Source organism: Fluctibacter corallii (assembly GCF_025751585.1).
GTDB lineage: Bacteria > Pseudomonadota > Gammaproteobacteria > Enterobacterales > Alteromonadaceae > Fluctibacter_A > Fluctibacter_A corallii.
This window is the reverse complement of record NZ_JAOWKX010000003.1, coordinates 475,095-500,041: the sequence shown is the minus strand read 5'-3', so window position 1 is coordinate 500,041 and position 24,947 is coordinate 475,095. Positions and strand designations below refer to the sequence as shown.

The 24,947-nt window shown below is 47.4% G+C and carries 4 protein-coding genes; 2 read left to right on the top strand and 2 right to left on the bottom strand.

Annotation, left to right across the window (positions count from 1 at the left end; all coding sequences use genetic code 11):
* Together OE749_RS08315 and OE749_RS08310 are read right to left on the bottom strand one after the other, a co-directional pair.
* Positions 1-20,745: a filamentous hemagglutinin N-terminal domain-containing protein gene (locus OE749_RS08315; RefSeq protein ID WP_263711974.1), complete on the bottom strand. Its 20,745-nt coding sequence runs from the start codon at positions 20,743-20,745 to the stop codon at positions 1-3.
* Positions 20,746-20,761: 16 nt separating this feature from the next.
* Positions 20,762-22,477: a ShlB/FhaC/HecB family hemolysin secretion/activation protein gene (locus tag OE749_RS08310; RefSeq protein WP_263711973.1), complete on the bottom strand. Its 1,716-nt coding sequence runs from the start codon at positions 22,475-22,477 to the stop codon at positions 20,762-20,764.
* Positions 22,478-23,127: 650 nt separating this feature from the next.
* Between OE749_RS08310 and OE749_RS08305 the strand changes: the two genes are divergently transcribed.
* Together OE749_RS08305 and OE749_RS08300 are read left to right on the top strand one after the other, a co-directional pair.
* Positions 23,128-24,036, top strand: coding sequence for an acyltransferase (locus tag OE749_RS08305; protein WP_263711972.1), 909 nt, complete (start codon positions 23,128-23,130; stop codon positions 24,034-24,036).
* A gap of 2 nt (positions 24,037-24,038) precedes the next feature.
* On the top strand, positions 24,039-24,938 hold the full coding sequence (locus OE749_RS08300; RefSeq protein WP_263711971.1) for an acyltransferase: 900 nt from the start codon (positions 24,039-24,041) through the stop codon (positions 24,936-24,938).
* Positions 24,939-24,947 lie beyond the last annotated feature (9 nt).

Here is a 24,947-nt window from a genome sequence, read left to right as displayed (position 1 = left end):
TTAATTACCTTTATTTACTATCGGTTTTGGTTGACCTATCGGAATTAGTACATCAGAGTTTTCTTGTTTTTTCTGTCGTATTATTTGTATCTGATTTCCACCACCAATATAGATTAAACCTTCCCCATCAACTTGTGGACCAACAACACTTTCTTGAACCCGCGTCCCTTCTTTGATTTCAAATTTTTGAACATGTGTAATATTTTTTTTGAATTCTGGCTTAACAGCTAGAATTTGTCGCACATATTCGACTTCTTTTATATCATCACGTGTAAGAAAGCTCCCTGGATTTCGTACTCCTCCAGTCAAAGGATCTATCTGATAACTATCATCAATTGCCATATTAACAATTATCCCCTTTGGTGCTAGATAAGAAGTAATGGAATTTTCTGCGGATTCTGGACTTCTAAAGTTAGGATCGATTTCATTAAATACCGGGCTCTTCGCTGGATTAGGCAACAACCTAGCTGGATCTGTAATAGGCACAACAGCCGTTGGCTCAGGATCCACACCTCCTTTAGTGCCTTTGTCACCCAGACCTTTAACAGGCAAGTGCGCTTGAGGCGTGTTTTCAGTAGGAACCGTATTGGTTGTTATTTTTTGAGAGACATACTCCTTCCAGTTTTCAGGCCTGAATGCCGTTCCACCGTCCGCACTATTTGGATCTCTAAAAACGACCGTTTTAGATTGTGTATCTAGATAGACAGTTCTCCCATCAGCAAAGTATCTTACCTCAGATGGATAATTTAGTATATTTTCAACATGCTGTTGGAACTGCTGCGCGTCGGTAAACTCTGGGAATTCTCCTTTGTGCTTGTCCCAAGCGTGTCCTTTAGTGATTTGTTCGGCCGCTAACTGTTGATTCAATGATGCTGAATTAACGTTATCTGTAGCACCATTATGTCTATCATTGCTAACAACCACTGGCTTTTGAATCGTTTCTGATACATCAAGTTTTGCCGCAACTTTGCTAACTATCTTACCGCCAACTTTCGCTGCACCTGCAGCACCGCCTACGAGGGCGACAACCTTCGCAGTTACTCGACCGAGATCTTCACCCGCAGCATTTGCACCATCCCAACCCGCTTCTTCAAAGTTCACGTCAAATGACGCCAGAAGTTTTTCGACTTCCTCCACTTCAGCTTTCATACCTTCAGCGATTAACGTCGGATCTTCAACTATCGCTTTTAGGCCTGCAACTAGCTGCGCAGGGCTCTGCACCAACTCAACAAGTTCAAGTACACCCTCAACAACTTCTTTACCAGCACCTTCTGCCAAGCCCGCACTAAGTGCAACATTTTGCTCCGACGAAATGTAAATATACTTGGCTTCAGTGCTTATTCTACAAGCCGCTGTTGAACAATTAGCTAGGGCGTTGTTGTAAGCTGCTCGTTGTTTTTGTGAGAGATAAAAATCTCCCTCTGTCATATCCTCCTGATGAAATTGACGAGTGTTTTCAGCAAGGGTTTCTGAAACAGCATTACCAGAATGCTGGTTGCTATTGCCAGTGTTCAGCGTGCCCAAATCATTATTACTGAAACTAAAGCCATAATTCTCCGCGGAATACTCGCCTCGAATATGAGCATACTCCTCATTGAGTTCATCTGTCCCTCTATCTCGCGTTCCACCTTGCTCAATTTGTGCATGCGTTATTTCATGGCCAATGGTTTCAGCATAATCAAGTCCATTTTCCTGTTCGGTATCACTTACATAGATGTGGCTTGTATCACCATTATCGCTAAAATGTGCTCCTTTATACTGCGAGCTAGCAATTACTCTGGCTTCTTCAATTGAGATATCATACACGTCAGAATAGGCTTGTGCGTACTGTTCCAACGCATACTGTTTCTGCTCTGGCGTAGCATTCGGATCATTAAGAATTTTGGCACTTTCACCATATCCCTCTTGCGCCATCTGTTTCTGTACATCTAAATCACGCTGTACATCACCAATGTGTTGTGCAGTATCCTGAAGTTCCACGCTGTCTTTCGTAATCACGTCAGCTATTGAATTGGTAAGCAGCTCAGTACGCTTCGCATCTTCCGCGATTTGGCGGCGGCCATCTTCGCTTAACAAGCGATGGTCTACGGTTAAGTCAATATTGCCTTGTTGGCGGTCTACACTGAACAGCTCTTTATTGATAGCATCAATGTCGCGGTTGAGGCTGGCTAAATTATCGCTATTCGCTTCGTCAGTTACAGTTAAACTCCCCGCACCTATCGTTGCCAGTGTTTTACTTTTCTCGTAGCTGCTCGTGTTGCTGTAGGTGAGCGTACTGGTGTTCAGCGTTGCCTCAGTGCTGCTTTGATTTGGGTCATTCGGATTCGCAGTATCAGACAAGCCAATACTGGTGCTTATGCCCACACTTTTATTGGCTGAATAACGAGTATTGCTTAAATCTGTATACGTAAGCGTGCGGGTAGTGAAATCCAGATTTCCTAAATCGTTACCCTCGCTATCTTGAGTAGCAATTAATGCACCCTGAATATCGGTATTGCCCGCCACCGTAATCGTGGCAGTGTTGCCCGATGTTAAACTGCTGAGCACGGTTTCGCGCGTTTGGTAACGTCCCGAGCCCGCGTTAATGCCGCCATTAACGCTACTCACACCACCACTGGTGCTTCCTAATGTATTAAAGCTATTCGAGGCTGTCGTGCCCTTATTACTGCCGTCTCCCCCAAAGCCGAAGCCACCGCTTACACCAAAGCTTTTATTGCTACCGCTTGTACGGTTTTGTTGAGAAATCAGATAGAGATCACCGCCAACATCCACCGACAAATCATTATCGGCATGCACATTACCACCCTGAATACGCGTATCGCCCGATGTGCTAATCGTAATATTGTCGGCAGTCAGTGTGCTGTTATTGTACGTGGTAGACTTGTCTTGATTTTGGCTGGCATTAAAGCCCGCATTTACCGTTGGCCCGCCAGCTGCACCCCATACCGTTTGCGACACGCTGAAATTCATACTTTTATGCTCAGATTCTGTCGCGAAGGTATCTTGACTGGCCAATATCGCCAATTCACCAGCTGCAATATTCAAATTACCCAAAGCATCAACATGGCTGCCTTGAATGGTTGCAGTGCCAGTTTGGCCATATCCTGACTCGGTAACGCCCGTTACAATATTGACATTGTTACCCTGTAAATAAGATGCATTTGACGTGCTTTCTTGCGTGTGAGTTTCAGTTTTATTGCCCTGCACATCAAGTTGAACACCAGCGTTGAAGCCCCATGTTGCCGTGCTTTGCGCGGCTGCCGCTGATTGCTGCAATAAGCCTGTCGTTTTCGAAGCCACGTTTGCCGTTGCTGCTGCAATCCCTGCTTTGTACCACGCTTCATCGCTATGGATATCGTCAAGTAGCTGCCTCAATTCCAACACGTCATTGTAGTCAACACCTGGAGTACCACTGTTATACTCGGCCTCTAATTGTGCCAAGGTGTTTTCAAGCTGGTCGCGTTCTTTTTTATATTTACGGTAATCTTGCTGTGCTTGCTTAAGACCGTCTTTCGCTTCATCAAGCGCTTTTGCGGCTTTAGCTACCTCCACCGCCTGATGCTGAACAGTCACGCTAAGCTCAGCACTGCCGTGGGTTTCTTTTACGGTTTCTTCATAATGGTTTTCTGACTCACGGATATTGATGTCGCCACCCGCAAATAAATTCAAGCTGCCGTCGCCTTCGTTTTGTGACTCTGCACCATTGGCGAGAAGGGTCGCGCCTTCGATGTTGATGTCACCCACCGAATGCAATGTCAGGTGTTGTTGGGCGGATAACGTTGCGCCCTTACTTGTGGTTTCTGAGCTGGAGAAATCCACTTCATCGTATGTCGCGTCAGCCAGTTTAAATTTAATTTGGCCGTTATCAGATTGAATCAACTCGGTTGGATTTGTTAGTGATTTGAGAACATCACCAAACCCGACTGAAATCGACTTCTCGTAACTGTTCACGTTGCGATGCTCAGTGGCAGACAACACGTCAATATCACCAATGTCAGTATTGGCATACAAGCTACCGCCAGCTGTTACATCAGAGCCCACAACTGTCGCGCTGCCCGCATGGATATTGAGGTTATTCCCCGCATCAACTAACGCACTATTGGCGGTGGTAGACACTTCACCCTGCATCGACTCTTTAGATGAATACAAACTGCCACCAGAGAACAGCCCGCCTTTTTTACGCATACTCTCTGTTTGGCTGGTTTCTTCGGCCGCGCTAATCAGCACATTATCAAACGCTGTGATGTTGATGTCGCCCGATGCCACTACATCACTGGCACCAATCAGTACGCTGTCATCCGCATACAACGACAGGTTTGCATCTTGATTCTGACTCCCCGCTACCAGTGTGCTGGCTGCCAGTTTCTGGGTTTTCTCTGCGTCTTTTTTCGCTTTAGATTTCAGCCCGCCAAAGCTTTTCTTTGAAACAAACTCACTTTCATAGTCGGTATAGGTTTGCGCGATAATGTCAATGTTATTACCCGCCACGACCATATCGCCGCCCGATTCCACCGTGGCACCCACTAGGGTCACGTCACCCGTTTGTTGCAGTGCAAGGCCATCTTCTGTACGCAAAGCGTTAATGAATACGTCGCCCCCTGCACGCACCTCAGTACCATGTACCGTTTCGTGATGGGTGTCTTTGATTGTCACTTTCTTTTTGAAGGTCGACTTTTTCGTTTTCTTTTCGCTGGTTAGGTGCATTTCGTTCACCGCCAACAAATTCATTTCATTGCCCGCAGCCAGTGTGGCGTTTTGCCCTGCGATAAAAGACGCGCCTTCTGATTCGAGGTTGTTGCCGGCTACCACACTGAGGTTGCCGCCTGCATTGAGGCTGACTACGTCGTAGGTGATGTCATGCTGGATGCTATGACCGCCTTTGAAATAGGTTTCACGACCCGATTTGTGCTCGACTGCGCCAAGCAATATGTCGTTTCCGGCCTGTAAAGAAAGATCGGTTGCGGCCGCCAGCTCGCTACCTTGCAAGTCGATGTTGTTGCCTGCTTTGATGTTCAGGCTGTTATGAGAGTGAATTTCTGCGGCTGTGCCCACATAGGTGGTTGACCAGTTATTCTGACCGTGATCGCCACCACCGCCAAAGTTGTAGGTATATTGCTCAAATTCCGTGCGGTTAATAACATCATTGCCCGCATCCAGTGACACATTCACACCGTCGAGCACGGCGGCATTATTGAAAATGTCATTACCTGCAATTAAGGTTAGGTCACCGCTCGCTTGCATAAGGGTGTTATTGATAATGTCGCCACCTGCGTCAACCTGAATGTTGCCGCCAGTGAGCAGGGCATCGTTGATAAAGTCACCGCTTACATCAAACCAAACGTTTTCACTCTCAAAATCGAAGGTATTGGTAAAATCGCCTCCCAATTCCAAGCCAATGAGCCAATCACTGTCGATAAAGCCCGTGTGGCTCATATCAAACCCGCTTTCAGAGCGTAGAATCACGCCCGCGTCAGACGCCATTCCTGCTTCAAGCACAATGCCGCCATCCGCCCGCAGGTCAATGCCGTTACCAGCACTGATGGTCACGCCATCTTCAAGCAAATCATTTTGTGCAATAGCCGCATACAGAACTTCTTGCCCATTGAGGATCATAGTGCGATTAAAGTTTAATTCTTCAGTGAGTACCCGCAGTTGATCGTCAGTCAAAAACACATTTTGCGTCGCCGCAGCAGGAACATGGGAAGCCGACCCCGTGCGCAACGTGGTATACGCCGCTTGCGCGTAGGTGTCTTCACGGCCTTGCTCATCAATTTCCATATCACGGATGATGGCATCTGGGTTATGCCCAATGGTGTCTAAGAAAAAGTCAGACCCTAGCAGTCCGCGCTCGGTTAAATACTCTTCGCGGCTTTCTTCTGTGTAGGTGTGCGCAGGGGCATTTGCGTTTGTTGCAAGGTTTACATCTACCGCGCCCTGCTGTGCCGATGGGGTTTGAGAAAGCGAAGACGGTGAGCCTGTCACCGGATCACGAGACACCGTTATTGCGGTATTGCCTTCCAATTCCGGTGCTGACAATGCGCTCAGGGTGTTTGCGGTTCCAGTTAAACGCGAACTACGATTGTTTGAACCACCACTGCGGGTTGTATCTGCACTCAGGTTGGCGGCCTGATGGTTTGACTGCGCCGTAAAGCGAGGATCGTTGGCCGCAAAACGGCGGTCTTGCGAGCCGTCTATTAAGGCTTGCGGTGGGCGAGAGTAATCATTCGCTCCCGCAGTGAATGCAGTTTTATTATTGGTTTTATCAATCGCTGCGTCTAACGTTTGTGCCGTAGATAACGCCTCTTTACGACTAACATTTACATTTACGCCGTCAGATGCATATTGCCCCTGATTAGCGGCTTCAATGGCTTGCGGGCCATTTGCTGCAACCAGTTGGCCCGCATTATCCACACCGACAGACGCAGATTGCACGCCCGACAGTGAAAGTCCAGACAAGTTTTGTTGTTGAGGTGACACACCTTGAGAGGCTAAATCGGCGTCTTGCAATGCCACGCCGTTAGCAACTTGCTGATTCTGTGCACGAGCCACTTCGCTAATATCAGCGACCTGCTCTGTAGCGGTTTGATTACGCGTGGCCTGTTGTTGTGTATTGGCAACAGCTTGCGCGTCGTTATTTATGCTATTTACATTTTGAGCAATAGCGCGTGCAGCCTCAAAAAAAGAACCTAGTGATCGGTGTACAGTTTCGCTTTGTTGATTGTAGTTATTAGGGTCGTGCTGGCTATTATCTGTGTTGGCGTCGATATGCCCTACGCTGCCATTTACGTTGCGGCTTTGCCCGCTGGTATTTTGCGCACTACCGTATGATTGTCGAACAGACACGTTCCCGTTGTTGTTAGATGACACACCATTACCACGCGATGCAGAACCAGCTGTTCCACTCGCACTGGTATTCGCACTTCCACTTACGCATGTTGGGCTGTCATTCGTACTCAAAAACTGGCCTGACAGGTTTCCGGTAATGCTTCCCCCCGCGACAATTGAACCAAGCGTGCCGCCTGTGAGTTCAGTTTCTTCAACTGTGTCGAGCGTAGTTTGACTTTTTAATTCTCTTTCTCCGGGTTCGTAGCAAAAATATTGGGTTCCTTCATTGACTCCTACTAGGCATTTTTCTTCATAGTAAAGGCCGATTTTTTCAATCTTGGTTTCCGTTCGGTTTTGAGCAGATTTATTTGTTCCGCTGCCCGACAACGTGAGGTTTCCACCCGCAGATATGGTGCCATACTCATTGAAAATATTGCCACTTAACGACAAATTATTGCCTGCAGCAATCACACCAGCCGTTCCGTTACCCACTGCGCTATATACTGTTGAAGTGCGAATTTCCTTGTTGTATGCCGTTACGCGGATCCCTTCTCGGTTGTATGTTCGATTCGTAAAAGCAGGCGTTGTCCTCTGGTCAACGGTGGTTTCACCCTCAACCAAGGTGACAGACCCGCGGTAATTATTGTTAATGGTGCCACTAATCGACAAATTGCCCGATGCGCCAATAGACCCACCATTGTTATTCACGGTCCCACCTCGAATAGTCGCGTTACCCAAAGATAAAATATTATTGTTATTGGTAACCGAACCATCGATCGTCATATTTGAGCCAGCGAATAACAAATTTGAGTTGCTGACACTACTGTTGATGTCTAGGGTGCGGCCTGCGGCTATGGAGCCTGCACTGCCATTGTTAATGCCGTTAGCATCAACACGAAGGGTATTGCCGCCACTTAGCGCGCCGTTGTTGGTCACTGAACCCGATACATTGACATGGTTATCAGAACTCGCCTTTATGCTGCCGTTATTCACCAAACCGGTCCCCGACAAGGCAATGGTGCCACCACTGGTGATATTGCCGCTATTCGACACCGCACCGCCTGCGAGCACCTTAACACTTGATGTGCCACTGATCAGATTACTACTAGCAAGCGACACACCACTTGCTGTATCGACCGTCACGTCACGGCCGGTTATGCTGCCCACCGCGCTCAGGCTTTGGGTGTCTACCATTACGGTTCCATCTGACTGCACCTTGCCACTGTTACTTAACGAGTGAGTAGTAATGTCTGATTTGGTTTTGCCAGACAATGTCCCCGCATTCGTAGCGGCTCCTGACACGTTGAGATCTAAGTCCAGATCGCGACTAGACAGCGTCGCGCCGCTGTAGTTATTTAACGAACCTGTAGTGACTTTGTTAGTTTTTGCAGCAGAAATAGTCCCGTTATTAGTAAGAGAAGACCCAGCATTAATGGTTATTGACCCATTTGACTTAATATTTGCTGACGACCCCGTGTTACTGATGCTGCTCGCGGAGAGTGTTAGTGCACCTGAGCCCGAATAAGAAATATCACCATTTTGGTTATTCACTGCGCCTGTAGAAATAGATAGGCCACTGCCACTGGCAGATATTGTGCCTGATGTATTGGTGATGCTTGTAACATCTAATACGCTGCTGCCACTCGCATCTCCAATAATAGAACCGCTACTATTGCTTAATGAGCCGTTAGTGCGAATATCGAACGATGTACCTTTGATGTCGCCACGATCGTTATCAATGGTGCCGCTGGCGTCTATGTCAACACGCCCATTGGAGATAACACTTCCGCCATCATTCAATACACTGCCTGCACTATTCACCACTAAGGTGCCCGAGCCAGAATGAAGAATGTCGCCGCCGTTGTTATTCAGCGAGCCACTGGTGTTTCGTACTGTCAGGTTATAGCCAGAAGACTGTATGGTGCCATTTTGGTTATTTATGCTGCGAGCAACCACGCTGCTGCTGCCGCTTCCTGTTGAGGTTATAGTGCCATTGGCGTTTTCAACGCTGCCCGCATTGATGTTGAGGTTTTGCCCTTGAATAGTACCGCTGTTGTTAGCAACGGTGCCCACGGTATTAATCGACACACTGCCGTCGGCAATTAAGCGCCCACCGTTATTATTCACGGCGCTGTTAACCGTGAGGTTGCCTTGTGTGTATAGCTGACTATTGCTGTTAACAAAGGTACCATTTGTGTCTATAGACATGCCTTGGCGCGCAAATACCGTACCTGTGCCGCTTATGTTGCCTCGTAAGCTGGCGGTTCCTGCGGTAGCAATAGACCCACCCTGAATATTAACACTGCCACTGTCACCTAATTGCAGTACGCCTGTTCCGGCATGCACAAGACGACCGTTATTCGTCACGTTGCCGAAAAAGTTCATGCTGCTGCCACTGTTGTGCAAGGTACCTTGGTTGGTGAGTTGACCAACCTGTAAATTCAACGTATTTGCGCCGCTTGCTGATGCAATAAGTTGCCCGCTGTAACCGTTTATTAGTTGTGAACCCACATAATTCGCGGTGGCGCTCTCAATTCTGCCTTGATTGTCTAACGTACCAAAGCCTGAAGCATCAATATGATTAGCTGAAATGCTGCCCGTGTTGGTAATACCACTTGCAGCTATACGGGTATTTCCACCACTGTATAGCAAGCCACTGGAGGTGATAGACGCAGCCTCTACATCCAGCGCATTGGCTGCGGCGATCTTACCGCTATTGTTAACGGCTTGCCCATTCGCGCTCAGGGTAACCGTGTCGGCAGAGATCACCCCTGTGCTGCTATTATTAACCGCACCCGTTACCGTAACATCACGCCCAGCTTGAACATGGCCACGGTTGTCGAGCCCGTTGGCGTCAAGGTTAAGTGTGCCGCCTGTTACAATTGCCCCTGTATTGAGAAGCTCGCCCTGCTGGCTAACTGTCAACGTGCCCGCGCCTTGATGGATGAGTTTTCCGCCGTCATTGCTTATGTTCGCCAGCGAAACAGTCCAGTTTTGTGACCCTGTCGATAACGTACCATTGGTGTTGTCAATTGCACCTGCGTCAGACACGTTAAGCGCATTGTCTACCGTGCCATTAGCAATCACACTGCCCGCTGTATTGTTCAAACCATTTGCCGCAAGGGTAACCACTTGGCCACTTACCACGCCTGACGTATTGTTAAATGCGGCTGTACTAGACAGGGTAACGTTGTTGTTAGATGACACCTGACCTTGCTGGTTATTAATACCCGTTGCCGCAACATCAACCTGACCCTGAGCCACAATGGCACCATTGGCGTTATTTAGCTGCGCGGTATCAAGATCAATTTCCCCGGCTGAATAAAGTGTACCGCCACGGTTGTCAAAGCCAGATAACTGGTCAATACGCAACACACCCAAGCCATGATGACGAATAACCCCGCCCTGATTGCTCAATGTATTGATGTGAGTTAAATCGAGCTGGTTTTGTCGTGATTCGATGGTGCCGCCCGCGGTATTTAATAAGCGGTCAGATACATTCAGTGTGAGTGCTTGATCTTGTGTGCTTTGGGCTAAAATCAGCCCAGATGCGTTGTCTACCTGCTGTGCATTCAGTGTTAGCGTATTGGCTTGCAATACGCCACCACGGTTTTCAATATCCGTTATGTCTAACGTTAATGCATTGGCTGATATCACGCCTTGTTGTGTATCTACTGCGTTATTGCTCAGTGCATCCAGCGTTAGATGAATAGCGCCCGCCGTTGCCAGTGTACCGCCATCGTTGTTAACACGGCTGACGCCTGATAACGTGAGCTCGCCATTACCTTGATGTACCACTCGGCCTAATTGGTTATTGATTTCGGTTGCTTGAAGTGCCAGTACATCTGACTGCGCAGCAATCGTACCGCCTTGGTCATTATTCAAAGCACCTTGTAGCGAAATGGCAAACTGCTCACCCGCGCCCGTTATGCTTCCGCCCTGATTCGAGAGCGATGTGCCTGAAATGGCGACATTACCATGACTAAATATTGCGCCATTATCATTCACAAATGCGCCATCAGATAACGTGAGATCTTGCCCTGCTTGGATAACACCGTCCTGATTTTGTACGTCGCCACGCACCACTAAGTTGCCTTGGCTAATGAATGTACCAGATTGATTATTTATGTGCTTGGCAGTAAGTAAGCCCTCGCTTAACAGAACAATTTCACCGTTTGTATTGTTCACCGATGTCTCAAATGTGAGGGTGTCACCGCGCGATTGGATAATCCCATTTTGGTTATCAATCTGTTGCGCCGCGCGTAAAGACAATGTCTCACCTGTGCTACCACGCGCCACAAGTATACCCTGCTGGTTGTTAATGCTCTGCGCATTCACCGTGAACATGTCGGCAATCATGGTGCCGCTGTTAAACAAGTCAGTCACATCTGCGACCAACGTAGCAGCTTCTATTGCGCCAGCATTGTTCAGGGTGCCAGCAAGCAAGTGCATCGACGTATTCGCAGCGATTTCACCATGATTAGAGAGGTTTTCAGCCTGAAGACGCATGTCCCCCTCACCGCGTTGAAGCACTCTGCCATCGCCGTTATTGAAGGTCTGTGCTGTCACGGCAAGCGCGCCATTGTCGGTGTACATCACGCCGCTGGAATTGGTAAGTTCGGTATCAATATTTGCAGTTAATGAAGTGCCTGCCAACACGCGGCCTTGGGTATTCGTGAGCGCGTTAGTCGCCAGTGATATTGCTTGTTCTGCAATAAGTGCGCCTTGGGAGTTGTCGATGGCGAACGGCGTAGTAATGCGTATGTCGTTGCTTGCGCTGATAGTACCTGCGGTGTTGTTAAGGGCAACGCCTTGGTCGGCACCTTGTAAATCTAGCGCAATGCTTCCCAAACTGGCAATTTGACCTGCCTGATTATTCAACCCCTGCGTATTGTCTGCTTCGGTTGAAATACGTAACACGCCCACACCCGCATGGTTTAGTACACCGCCGCGATTATCAATGTTCTGATTGTCGATGTGCCAGTCGGTACTGTGAACTTCAATCACCCCACCTTGGGTATTATCAAACGCATCAACCATTGCCAACGAGAAGTGTTCACCGCCAGAGACAATCACGCCGCCCTGATTTGTCGTGGTGTTTGCGGCTAACTGCATTCGATCTGACGACTCAATCAAGCCGCCATTGTTATTCAAATGCGTTGCAGATAGCACATTACGCGCTGCGGCAATCACTGCCCCATTATTGTTATTGATTGTCTCGGCATTGATAGCGAGACCGCCGTCAGACAATAGATAACCACCTTGGCTGTCAACACGCTGTGCCGTCAACGTTAGGTCGCCTTCAGACGATATAGTGCCGCTGCCATTGTCAAGGTCATTGGCATTCAGGGTAGCCACACCATTCGCGAAAGCGATTTCACCGCCGTGGTTGGTTAGCTGTCCTTGCACCTGTATGTCGCTTTGGCTGCCGCTGTTGGCGATTTGCCCTGCGGTGTTGTCAAGTTCATTAACCTGTAATGCCAACACACCGGCGTTTTGAATGACGCCCTGGTTGTTATCTAGCGTTGCAACCGAAAGGGTGATATCAGAGCGCGATTGGATAACTCCAGACACATTATTTAGGTCTGAAGCCTGATTAATGTAAACCTCACTTTCACCGTGTACGAACCCCGACTGGTTAGACAGCTCTGTAAACGACAACACGCCTGTGCCCGCATGTATCACCTTCCCGCCGTTATTGTTAAGTGCCGTGGTAAAGCGAAGGATGTCGCCTCTGCTCTCAATGGTGCCCGTATTGGTCATGCCGCTGGCAATATCAAAAATAAGCGATTCGCCCTCGGTGTCAGTGGAAACAATCACACCTTGTTGCTGTAAAGTTTGGCTGCTAATGTGCAGCGTACCGCCTTGGACATGCCCACTATTAAGAATGTCGTGACCTGAAAGGGTGACGCTTTGCCCGTCAATGACACCCGACGATGATATCGTATTCGCCGACACGCCCAATGCGCCCTGCGCGCTGATTTCACCTTGGGTATTGTTGAGTGTCTCATTCACCGTGAGTGTGAGCGCATTTTCGGCTAACTGATTAATTTTACCTTGTTCGTTATTTATCGAGCCTGCGGTAATGCGCGCATTCTCTGCTGATGTGGCAATCACACCCTGCTGGTTGTTTAGTGCCTCGGTCACACCGATAGCCATACTATTGTTCGCGGCAATGGTACCTGAAGTGTTAACAACATTTTGCGCCTGTAACTGGAGGTGATCAGCCGTCAGCGAGCCCAAGTGATTGGTCAGTTCAGTAGCTTGAATGGTGGCTTGCTTGGCGAGCACTTCACCTTCAACGTTAGTGAGCTGCGCCGTGGTTATGTCGAGTTGTTCAGCACCAATCAAGCCGCGGGTGTTATCTACCGATTGCGCGACATTGATAGTAAGCGCGTCGGTTCCAAACAATACAATGTCGCCGTTCCTATTGGTTAATTGCTGGGCATTAAGCGTTGTCGTGCCGACAGCCTGAATCAACCCCTGCTGATTACTTAATGTTTGGGTGGTCAAGGCCAAACTGCCTTCGGTAATGATTTGGCCTTGCTGGTTTTGTACTTCGTTTAATGCATCAATCGTCAGTACGCCCAAGCCTAGGTGTGCAATCGTGCCACCTTGGTTTTTCAGCGACGTATAATCCGCTAACGTAAAGTGATGACTATGAGTGGCAATCGTGCCTGCGTTTGTCAGATCATCGATATTCAAATGAAGACTCGGTTGAAAGGTATCTGCGTCGAACGTTCCTTCACCTGTGGTCATGATTACGCCGGTATTGTTCACTTGCGCGTGATTGAGTGCGGCGCTATTCGCTCGGATCTGTCCTGTGTTATCTAAGGTGTCGCTGCGTAGTGTCACAAGGCGCGCGTCAATGTCGCCCTGATTTGCAATGGTTGTGGCGTGAATATCGAGCTGATCGGCAGAGATAACGCCATCAGATGTCAACGTTTGGGCAGTAAGCTGAACACGCTCATTGCCCGAAATGCTGCCGCTATTCGTGTTGTTGACATCGGTAGCGTTGATAACGAACACGCCATTGCCGCCATGTTTAAGTTGCCCGCCACGGTTGTCGATGTGTGTTACTGTTAGCGCAGCGATGTCTCCCGCAGACTGCACCAAACCGTTCTGATTATCTAACGTGGCTGCCTGTAGCGTTAGGCCTTGTTGTCCCGCAATCGCGCCATTTGCGTTGTGAATGGTATCGCTGTTTAGCGTAAACGTGCCGCCCACCAGTTGGCCAGACGTATTGTCTATCGTTGTCGCATTCAACGCGAACGTACCGTCACTAACAATCACACCTGACTGGTTATACAGGTCAGATAGCGCTTCAAGGGTGAGTACGCCTAACCCCAAATGAACAATTTTTCCGCCATTATTGTTCAGTTCAACCTGCTCAAAGCGGAGATCTTGTCCGTTAGAGGCAATCACCCCGCTGTTACGAATATTGTGGGTATTGAGGCGTAAACTTTCAGCTTGGTTCCCCTCAGCTGCGATGCGCCCTGCGTTGTTTAATGACGATAACGTAAGCGTAACGGTTTCCGCCGACAATTCGCCCGCGTTTTGCAACGCATCGCTGGTGCCTACAAGGGTATTGGCCTGCATCGTGCCGTTATTTTGTGTTGTGGTGGCTGTCCAACTTAATTCATCAGCCGAAAGCAGTCCGTTGTTGTTAAGTGATTGTGCTTGAAGGCTCAGCCCCGCGCTACTTGCTATGCTTCCATCGATAAGGTTGTTGACCGTGTCAGCCGTCACAACAAGTTGCTGTGCCCCCGAATGAGATACGCTACCACTGTTGGTAAACAACGGTGTCGTAATAACAGCGCGCTCACCTGCGGCGTATATAACGCCCTGGCGGTTTTCAAGCGACGTAGACGCCGTCAAAGATAAACTCTCGCCATCCTCACCAAAGGCTGCAATCGTGCCACCGTCATTCAATAATGTGCTGGTTTGCAGCGCAATACGCTGCGCCTCAATGTTGCCTTGGTTCATTAGCGCTTGGGTCGTCACGGTTAGGGTGTCGCCACTGCTGATCGCGCCCGCCTGATTATTAAGCGTATCGGCGGTGAGGATAAGTGCGTCTTGCGCTAATAATGTGCCACTGTTATTGATGCTGTTTATGTTAACTGTTGATTGAACCGTTTGAATCGCCCCCGCGTTGTCTAGCGTCGAGCCCGTGAGCGTAAGCGAATTGGCGTCTATCACCGCGTCGGCTTGCTGATTCAACGAGGCAACATCAAGAACCATTTGATTGGCAGCCATCGTTCCGTTTGAGGTAACTTGCGCTGCCGTCAGCGCCAAAGCATCCACTGCAACTATCTGGCCTTGAGCGAGGTTATTGAGCACCTGCGTATCAAATAGCAAATGTGTTGCCCCAATGATGCCTTGATTATTGTTGGTGTCAGTCGTGGTTAGGATAAGCTGGTGTAATCCTTCAATGCGGCCATTTTCATTGCTAAGTGTCGCCGCAGCAACCTGCGTCGCCGTGCTGTTTGACGCAATTTGGCCCTGTTGATTATCCAGTGTTTGTGCCACAGTAATAACAGACGGGGCTTCGCCTAACGCCAACACAGCACCATGCTGGTTGCTCATGTTGTCGGCGCTCAACTGTAAACCATTCTCTGATTGCAACACGCCATAGTTATTGTTTAGCGTGCTTGCCGTCACTGACAGTGCACCAGACGCTAGCAGTGTGCCACTATTGGTTAGCACATCTGAGATTACCGTTGCCTGCCCTGCCTGTATGTCACCAGCATTGTGAGTTTGGCTTGCTTGAAGATTGAGGTTCGCAGCCGCGATTACTCCTGATGTTTGATTCGTTAACTCGACAGTGTTTATCGACAACGAGTTTTGAGCAGACAGCGTACCTTCGTTTGTCACCTGCTGCGCAGTTATCGCTAACCCGCCATTTGTTACAATTGCACCCTGCGCATCGGCAGTCTGGGTGTTAGACAGTGTTTGGGTATTAAGGGTAAGCAAACCGCTTCCACTATGGATCACAGAGCCACCAGCATTGTCTAGCGATTGTGCTGAGAGACGCGCGGTATCACCCGCTGAATACAGTAACCCTTGACGATTTAATAACGCCCCCGACACAGCAATATCTAAACTATTCGCCGCGCTACCGTAGGCTTCAATCGATCCTGAATTGTTATTCAAAGACACGGTTTGAAGATCGATGTGATCAGCCGCAACGTTACCACCTTCATTGTTAACGTCATTGGCAGCACGAATGCGCAGATATTGATTTGCCAGAAGGGCAATATCCCCTAGCTGATTATCAAGCGAGTTGACGGTAATGTTGGCATTGCCAGCCACGTCTACCCAGCCAGACTGATTGCTAAGCGTATCAGCATTAAGTACCAAGTTACCCTGTGTGGCTAAACGTCCAGCTTGGTTATGCAGGGTGTCTAATACATCGATAGTGAGTACGCCTGCACCAAAGTGCAAGAACTCGCCGCCGCGGTTGTCTACATGCATATTACGTAGCGTCGCATCAGCGCCCCATGTAGCAATAACACCGCTATTTGTTAGTTGCGGCAGTGTTAATACTAAACTGTCTGATTCAATGCCAGTCGCAGCGATGGTGCCCGTATTATCAAGTTGCTGCGCAATAATCGTTACTTGCTCGGCTGACATCTCACCTTGGTTCTTTACTGATGCCGCTGAAAGATAAAGATCTTTTCCGCTTATTACGCCGTTTGAATTGAGTGTCTGCGCCGAGAGTTGTAATTGATCATTGCTGACGATTTGCCCGGTTTCACCGTTTACGATTTCATTAGCCGTCACAGACAGTGTGCCTTGCGACGTAAGTAATACTGCTCCATTGGTGTTATTCAGCGTATCGGCGTTTAAAGTAAAGCCACTATCAGCGATAAGCTCGCCATGGTGATTAGTCAGTGTGGTCACGTCAGCAGAAAGACGCTTAAGCGCGGTCATTTGGCCCGCATCGTTATTCAGCGCAGCGGCTCGAATCGTCAAATCACCATTCGATAGCATGACGCCATTTTGGTTGTGCAGTGCATCAAGGGTTTCAATGTTCAGCACCCCTGTTCCTGCGAGTACAATACTGCCTTGACGATTATCTAGCGTCAGCCCAGTCAAATTGAGGCTATCTGATTGCGTAGTAACCACGCCCGTATTGGTCAGCGCGTCGGTAGTGATAAACAGACTTTCTTGATGTGTACCTGTGGCTTCAATATGCCCAGCGTTAACGATGCTTCTTGCCGTTAGTTCTAGCGTGTCCTCGGCCTGAATTACCCCATTTTCATCGCTACTCAGTGTGTCAGCGTTAAGTACACCGGCTCCACCAAATCGTATTTCACCACTTCCGTTTTCAATCGCAGTGGCGGTGAGTTTCGCCGTCTCATTGCCTGTGCTTAGAATAAAGCCAGCATCGTTGGTGATTGTCTGAGCATCAACCTGAATATTGCCACCTTGAAGACGCCCCTCAACGTTGTTCAACGCGTCGGTTTCAATCGTCAATGTGCCAGCGGTAATTAGCTCCCCCCCAGCATTTTCAACATTGGCTGCCGCAATGGTTACCTGGTTACCTTTTGAAATCAGGCGGCCATTGGTATTTACCAGTGTATCTTGCGTAGAGAGGATCAGTTCGCCGTCACCTCCAACATAGATTTGTCCAGCTGTATTTATCAGGCTCTGTTCGCTGGTGAGCGACAAATCGCCTTTATGCAATGCGATATTGCCGTCTGTGTTATCTACTGTTTGCGCATCAATAACCAAGCTCGCCGTACCACCGTTGGCAAGGCTGCCAACATCAATGTCACCCTCTCCATTAACTAAATTAGGCGTAGTGATGCGGTTCGATTCAGCATTGAGCACGATGCTTCCATCGCTATTATTCAGCTCTTGCGAGATAGCCAACGTTGCCGTTTCGCCGCCTGTATTGACAATCGAGCCACCCACATTCGATAAGGTGTCAGCCTCAATAGACAGCGTGTCACCTGACTCCAATACCCCGCCTTGATTCGATATTGCTGTCGCGTTAAGCGTTAGTGATTGCCCCGCAACCACTTCACCTTTGTCATTGCTCAGCGCCCCGACGTTTAGAGCAATAGCACCATTGGAGTGAACAACACCGCCGTTATTATTCAGGGTATTCAAAGATTCGAAATTCAGTACCCCCAATCCGGCGTGATAGATTGTTCCGCCTTTGTTAGTGGTCAGAATGCCACTTAAATCTAAATTCTGAGAGTGAGTTTCTAACCAACCATGGTTAGCAAGTTGTTGGGTATTTAATACAAACGCATTGTCGGCCTGAGAAAGCGCGACGATACGCCCATGATTGACTACCTGACGCGCACTCAACCATACGTTTTCGCCAACGATTTCACCCTCACCAACGTTATTGAGAGTAGCCGCTGTTAGCGTAACGGTATTGGCTGAAATACGCCCAGTCGCGTCATTGTCGATTTGCGAGGCAGAAATAGTAAGGTTTTGACCCGAATAGAGCGTACCGCTGGTATTTTCAAGCTCAACTGTATTGATAGTCAACGTAGTGTCAGCGAGAATAACGCCAGCTTCATTAAGCATGGTGCTCGTTTCAAGGTCTAGCGAGTTAGCCGAAATTTGACCTTCGGAGTTATTCAGCGTCTGGGTGTTTATTGCGAGTTGCTCGCCAGCACTGGCAATGTTGCCACCTAAGCTGTTATCAAGCGTGTTTGACACGTTCATACGCAACGATGCTTCGCTCTCACCTAAACTGCGCAGCGTGCCGCCCTGATTAATAAGCACCGAGGCGTCAACTTCAAGCTGTTGTGCTTCCATCACACCTGCTGAATTATTAATCGTTGAGGCAGTCAACGACACTGTGTCAGCCCCTATCGTGCCCGCGAGGTTATTGACGGTGTCACCTGTAACAGCAACGCTATCGGCAATGAGGGTTCCCGCATTATTGTTTACCGTTGTGGCTGAAATCGATAACGCGCCTTGACTGTCAATTTGACCAAGATCGGTGTTTGTGAGTGTATTCGCCTTAAGGGTTAATTGTCCGTCGCCCGTGTGAACAATGCGCCCCCCAGCATTAGTGAGTTGCTCAGTAGCCAATGTCGCTTTGTCTTGAGCCAATTGAATTAAGCCCGAGTTATTCAGCCCTTTCTTGAGGCTAAACGTGGCATTTCCTGTGTCGGTGACTAACATATCGCCGCTGTTGTGTAGCGCGTTCCCATTGAAAACGGTATTCGCTTCAAGTTGCAATACGCCTGTGTTTATTAAGTTATCCGCATTTACTTGTGTGTCGCCCGACGCCAGCCACTGGCTGTTGTTTGTTAGATCGCCCGATACGTTGAACGCAGCACCGCCTTGGCTTGATAGCATTCCGCCAGAAATGGTCACTGAGTCAGCATTGATGGCCAATGTACCCTCTGTCCCAGTTTGCGCCAAATGACCAGCAACTTGATCGATCGATTTGGTGTTGATGTTCAAAGAAGGAGAGAGGATCTCACCTCGGTTAACAAGTGTATCGCCTTGAATATCAAGCGATTTCGACTGAATAACGCCTTCGCTGTAATTTTCTAGTGCAGATACAGCAAGCGTTAATGCATTATTGTTGGAAAGCGTCCCCGTGTTTACCAGACTACCCTGTGCGTCAACGGTCAATGCACCTTGCGCTAGAAGCTCTCCGTTTTCTCCAACACCACTGTGCACATAGCCTTGTTGAATGATGTCTTTTCCTGCGCGAAGGGCGACATCTTGGGTTGCGCCGATGGTCCCAGAGTTTTCAATAGAACCGCCGGCCTCAATATTCACATTTTGAGCAAACGTTGTATCAGACAGCGAAACATCACTTGATGTTGAGTGAATGGCAATGGCTTCTCCCGCGCCAGTTTCTTTCAATTGAATTTTACCATCAGCAGTAAGCTGTAGGCTGTCTGTGGCATTGATGATCCCTTCACTGCGCACACCAAGTCCGGCTTCTGTCCCAATTAATGTGATGTTATTGGCATACATTGCACCGAGTGCAGACGCATCAAGCGCAAACAGGAACTCAGCGGCAGCTTTTGAGGATGTATTTTCAGCTACCTTGCCAGAGGCATAATCAATGTAGTTTTTGCCCGTCACAATATTTACGTCATTCGCATACAAAGCCGCATTTAGCGATAATGCACGCGTCAAAATATCGAACTTACTGACATTGGTGGCGTTTAGCCCTGCTCCTGTAATATTGATGCCACCGTTAGCGACGGTAAAGCCGTTAAGCACACCATTGGTCACATCGGGAGTTCCGGTGGCGAAGACCGCTCTGGGTGTATTAATAAACCCACAGCCATCACAGGTAATACCATTTGGGTTGGCAAGAACAAACTCTGCGGCAGTGCCAAGAATTTCTGTGTACCCTAATAGTGATGAAGCACTGTTGCCGGTCACTTCAGCAAGAATAATACTCGCATCGCCTCCTGCGAGTCTTCGGTTACCATCGGTCCAACCACCGAGAACAGAAATAATAGGGTCCAAGCTGTTATTGAAAATAACGCCATTCTCATCAACATTAAATGTGCCGAGTTTATTGTGAGAGACCCCACCCTGACTCGCTTCAACGATATCAATAACAGGCGTACCGTTAGCCGCATATTTCAGAACTGGCGTATGCGACTGCGCCGCATTGGGATCGGTGGTAATGCCTGTTGAAAACGTTTGATTAATTAACGCGGCTAATGCTTGCTCCGATTGATTACGCGTCTGATTAACAGTTTCAAGTGCGGCCTGTGACTGCGAAGAATTTGCGTTCTGCGTATTAAACCGTTGCGCGGCCAAAAGCTCTGCCCGCATTGCCGCATCCATAGCTCTATTTTCTTCAAGCTCAGTAATCACCCTATCCACACTTCTTGCAGAAAGCACCAATGGGTTCAAGGTCAAAACGATTGCCAGCACTCGTGCGATATGGCGTAGCACATTTTGGTGGTACATCTAGATCACCATTCCTTTAGAAGTTAATACGAACAGAAAGATCAATTTCCTGTCGTTGAGCATTGAGAAAATCAGGCACGTGAAGTGCTTTTGCATAAGTAAGCGAAGCATTAAACGTGTGAGTGACAAAATTGAACGTTAGCGCAGAGCCTGCTACCCAGTCTGAATTTTTGTCGGCATAATCAGGTAGATTGCTGGTGCCAATATCTAATCCAGCAGTGATGTTAAGTCGAGATGAGCCAAACCAATCGAGTCCAATAGGGAGCGTGACGTCATTGCGAATGTAACCTCCGCGATAGCCAAAAAGGCTAGCGCCAGAGACACCTCTGACGGAATACCTTCCGCCAACAGAAATTCCCTCAGACGCCAAAATCACATCTGGAGAATAAAGGTAATGAAGGCGAGTTGCATATTGTAGTGGGTGTCCACTCACGTCAAACGTAGAAGAAAAGCCTAGATCCAATGCGTACTTTGTAAACTGGAAATCATCTTCTGCGTCAGCCAATTCTCGTTTTGCATCAAACCACGGTACACTCTTATTTACGCTCAACGACGCAGTGAATGCGCCCAATTCCGAATTATTAAGATAACTGCCAGTAAAATCCCATAAATACAGCACCCTTGACGATGTATCTAAAAACACATCCTCAATAAAGTTTTTACTTTCTTTTCGCGTAAACGAGAGCGCGACATTCACTTTCTCTGTTTGACTTCTAAACAGTGTGTGATCGGCAGCAAGATGGGTGTTTAAAGACGACCCATGGGTTAAGAAATCGACACTTGCGCCCAGAACCGTTTGTTCGTACTCGAAATAATTGTTATTAACACTGAACAGCCAATATCCATTCGGCATAGATGCGTTCACAGACAAACTGCGGGATTCAGCATGAGGCAGTTCATGCTCTCCAACATTCGTTGAAGCAGCAATAACCATGCTGTCATTCATACCCAGCAGATTGTCGTAGGTAAAGTTACCATCTAACTGCAATTCACCCGTTGTCTCTACGCCAGTATTATTCAGTCCCAACGATGCACGCCACGCACGCCCAGCCTGATTGGCAATCGACACCAGCGTTCCGCCTTGTTGATCTCCTGGTAGTAACTTCATAGTGGTTCTGTTGCTGCCAAGGCGATTCAGATTTTCTAACCCTTGCTCTAAATCGCGGAGATTAAGCCAGCCCGATGGCGTAGAAGGAAAAGCCAATGCGATCTGTTCTTCACTCAAGCGCTTATCTTCCGACACAATTGACTCCACGTGGCCTTCCATAACGAGAATGCTCAGGGTTCCTTGCGATAAATCTTGAGGTTTAATAAATGCACGACTCGTTACAAAGCCAGCATCAAGATAAAGGTTAGAAATGGTGGCCACGATTTGATTGATACGACTCAGCCCTAAGCATTGATTGATATGCGCATCGAGTATTCGCTCAACATCCTCGGCATTAAGCAAGGTAGCGCCTCGAACATCAATCGTAGAGATATCAAAGCATCGCTGATTAGCATCGATAGTAGGAAGTGGGTTTGCCGACGAAAACTGCTCTTGTAAAAACACATCTTGTTTTTGCAGCAGTGGATCAACTTGGTGCTTAAGACGCTCCAATCCTTCCTTGATAATTTTTTCGTGACCTTGATTCACTTGTTCTTGTGCTTGCACCCACTGGGCTGACGCACTGAACATAACCAAAAAGGTCAACGCACAAAACCATTTTATTTGGGCACACACTACGTCCATATAGAACTACAACCTCTGCATCCCTGAATGAATAAAATAAAAATGAATCGCTAAGAGGCGCAGGATGATATAGCAAAAAAAACGTTCAAAAAAGTGTCACAATTTAATTTTTTTACCTATTTAAAAATTCTCTTTTCAAATCAACATACTTACTAAAAATAAAATTTAATACCATACAAAAACAAGGTATTTACCGCCAAATTGATATTTTTCATACCTTTTTAAAACACACAAGCACCATTGACGCCCAAACCACAAATAAACATAAACCGCTGATTTAAAACAAATTAAACAAAACCTAGTTAATGCGCACAGTTAATTTTTAGCATATTGAAAGGTATTGAGACTGCCTTTAAGTAATTAAGAATAATACGATTAGATCATTAAAAATAACTATGTATAAAAAATTATAACCAACTGAAATTAACTTTTAATTTTAAATTTAATAAAATAAAAAGAGCCTTTTTACAACCATGTCACTTTCAACTTTTTATATTTGAAAGTCACTATTGATAAACACGTCTATATCCAATCTAACCAACTTAATTGTTTAAGCCTTCACACTGGTGCACAACTTTTTACGTCTCACCTGCATCATGTTCAAATTTCGTTTACACTATGCCCTTCTGTTTCAGGGTGTGGTTTGGTTCATGATAAAAACAATTTTTCGTAACGTCCGGGGCGCAATTTCTCTGCTAGGGTATGGCATTAACACATTATTCTGGTTTGTTCCCATTCTTATCTGCTCACTGCTGAAGCTTGCATTACCACTGCGCGCTTGGCAGCGATGGATGTCTTACATTTTAGATGGATGCGCATCTGCTTGGATTTCGGTAAACAATGCAAATCAACGGCTGTTTACGCAAACACGCATTCACGTTTCAGGTCTGAATGCTCTGAGTCTCAAAGACTGGTATCTAGTGATAGCCAACCACCAAAGTTGGGTTGACATTGTTGTACTGCAACGCATTTTTAACCGCAAAATCCCCTTTTTAAAATTCTTCCTAAAGAAAGAACTTATTTGGGTACCCTTCTTAGGGGTGGCATGGTGGGCACTGGACTTTCCTTTTATGAAGCGCTATAGCCGCAGTTTTATTCAAAAAAACCCGCATCTAAAAGGCAAAGACTTAGAAACCACTCGCAAAGCGTGTGAAAAATTCCGCTCCAAGCCGGTCAGTATTATGAACTTTGTGGAAGGAACCCGTTGGACACCCGCAAAACATGCCAAACAAGATGCAGAGTTTTCACATCTGCTTAAACCAAGAGCCGGTGGCATCGCATTTGTGCTAAGCGCAATGGGTGATCACCTTCATAAGCTTTTAGATGTGACGATTTATTATCCACAGGGCGCGCCGTCCTTCTGGGACTTTGTATGTGGGAAAGTCAAAGACATTCATGTGAATATTAACGTGTTGTCTATTGATGATATTTTAAAAAGCGATATATTCGCCATGGATTATTTCGACAATCAAGCGCAGCGAGAACGATTCCAAACATGGCTCAACCAAGTATGGACGGCCAAAGACAACTCCATAAAAGCGCTTTCGACAGGACAGTAGGTATGCTTAGTTTTCTTCCTTCAATTATCATTTTTCCTCTTCACTTGCTATTGCAAGTGATTAACTTGAGCTTCTGGGGCGGCATCATTATTGCCATGGGGTTCATCAAACTGTTGCTGCCTTTTCAATTTACTACACGCATACTCAATCCTGTCATGGGGCAATTTAGTATTTTATTTGGCGTTTGTAGCGTATTGATCATCAAGCTAACCAATCGTATTGAGTGGGATTTCAAAATCAAAGGTGAACTAGGTAAAGACAAATGGTATCTGATGATGCCAAATCATCTCAGCTGGCTTGATATTATACTGCTGTTTGACTTTGCATCTGGTCGCATTCCGGCCCCTAAGTTTTTCCTCAAAAAAGAGCTTATCTGGGTGCCATTTGTAGGTTTGGGTGCGTGGGCATTAGACATGCCGTTCATGCAACGTTATTCACGCGCTTTTTTAGATAAATACCCTCACCTGAAAGGCAAAGATATAGAGACCACGAAAAAGTCGTGTGAAAAATTTAAAAACACCCCTGTCACCGTCATCAATTTTGTTGAAGGCACGCGCTACACCATGGACAAGCACAAACTGAAAAATAGTCCATTTGCCAGCCTGCTTCCACCCAAAGCGGGAGGCGCGGCCTTTACATTAGCGGCAATGGGCGAGTTGTTTTCTAACATTCTTGATGTGACCATTCTTTATCCGAACAATACCAAACGCCCAATGCTAGATATGCTCAGTGGTCGCCTCAATAAAGTGGTGTTACATGTAGATGTATTACCCGTTACTGAAGATGTGGTGGGGGACTACTTTAATAACGAAGATTTTCGCAAGCGCTTTCAGGCATGGCTCAATGGGGTTTGGGAATCTAAAGATAAACTGATCACACAACTCATGAGCAGCAAACAATGAATTTGGAGC

Coding starts and splice junctions, on each gene's coding strand:
- OE749_RS08310 (WP_263711973.1), bottom strand. CDS start 22,477: ATGGACGTAGTGTGTGCCCAAATAAAATGGTTTTGTGCGTTGACCTTT.
- OE749_RS08300 (WP_263711971.1), top strand. CDS start 24,039: ATGCTTAGTTTTCTTCCTTCAATTATCATTTTTCCTCTTCACTTGCTA.
- OE749_RS08305 (WP_263711972.1), top strand. CDS start 23,128: ATGATAAAAACAATTTTTCGTAACGTCCGGGGCGCAATTTCTCTGCTA.
- OE749_RS08315 (WP_263711974.1), bottom strand. CDS start 20,745: ATGTACCACCAAAATGTGCTACGCCATATCGCACGAGTGCTGGCAATC.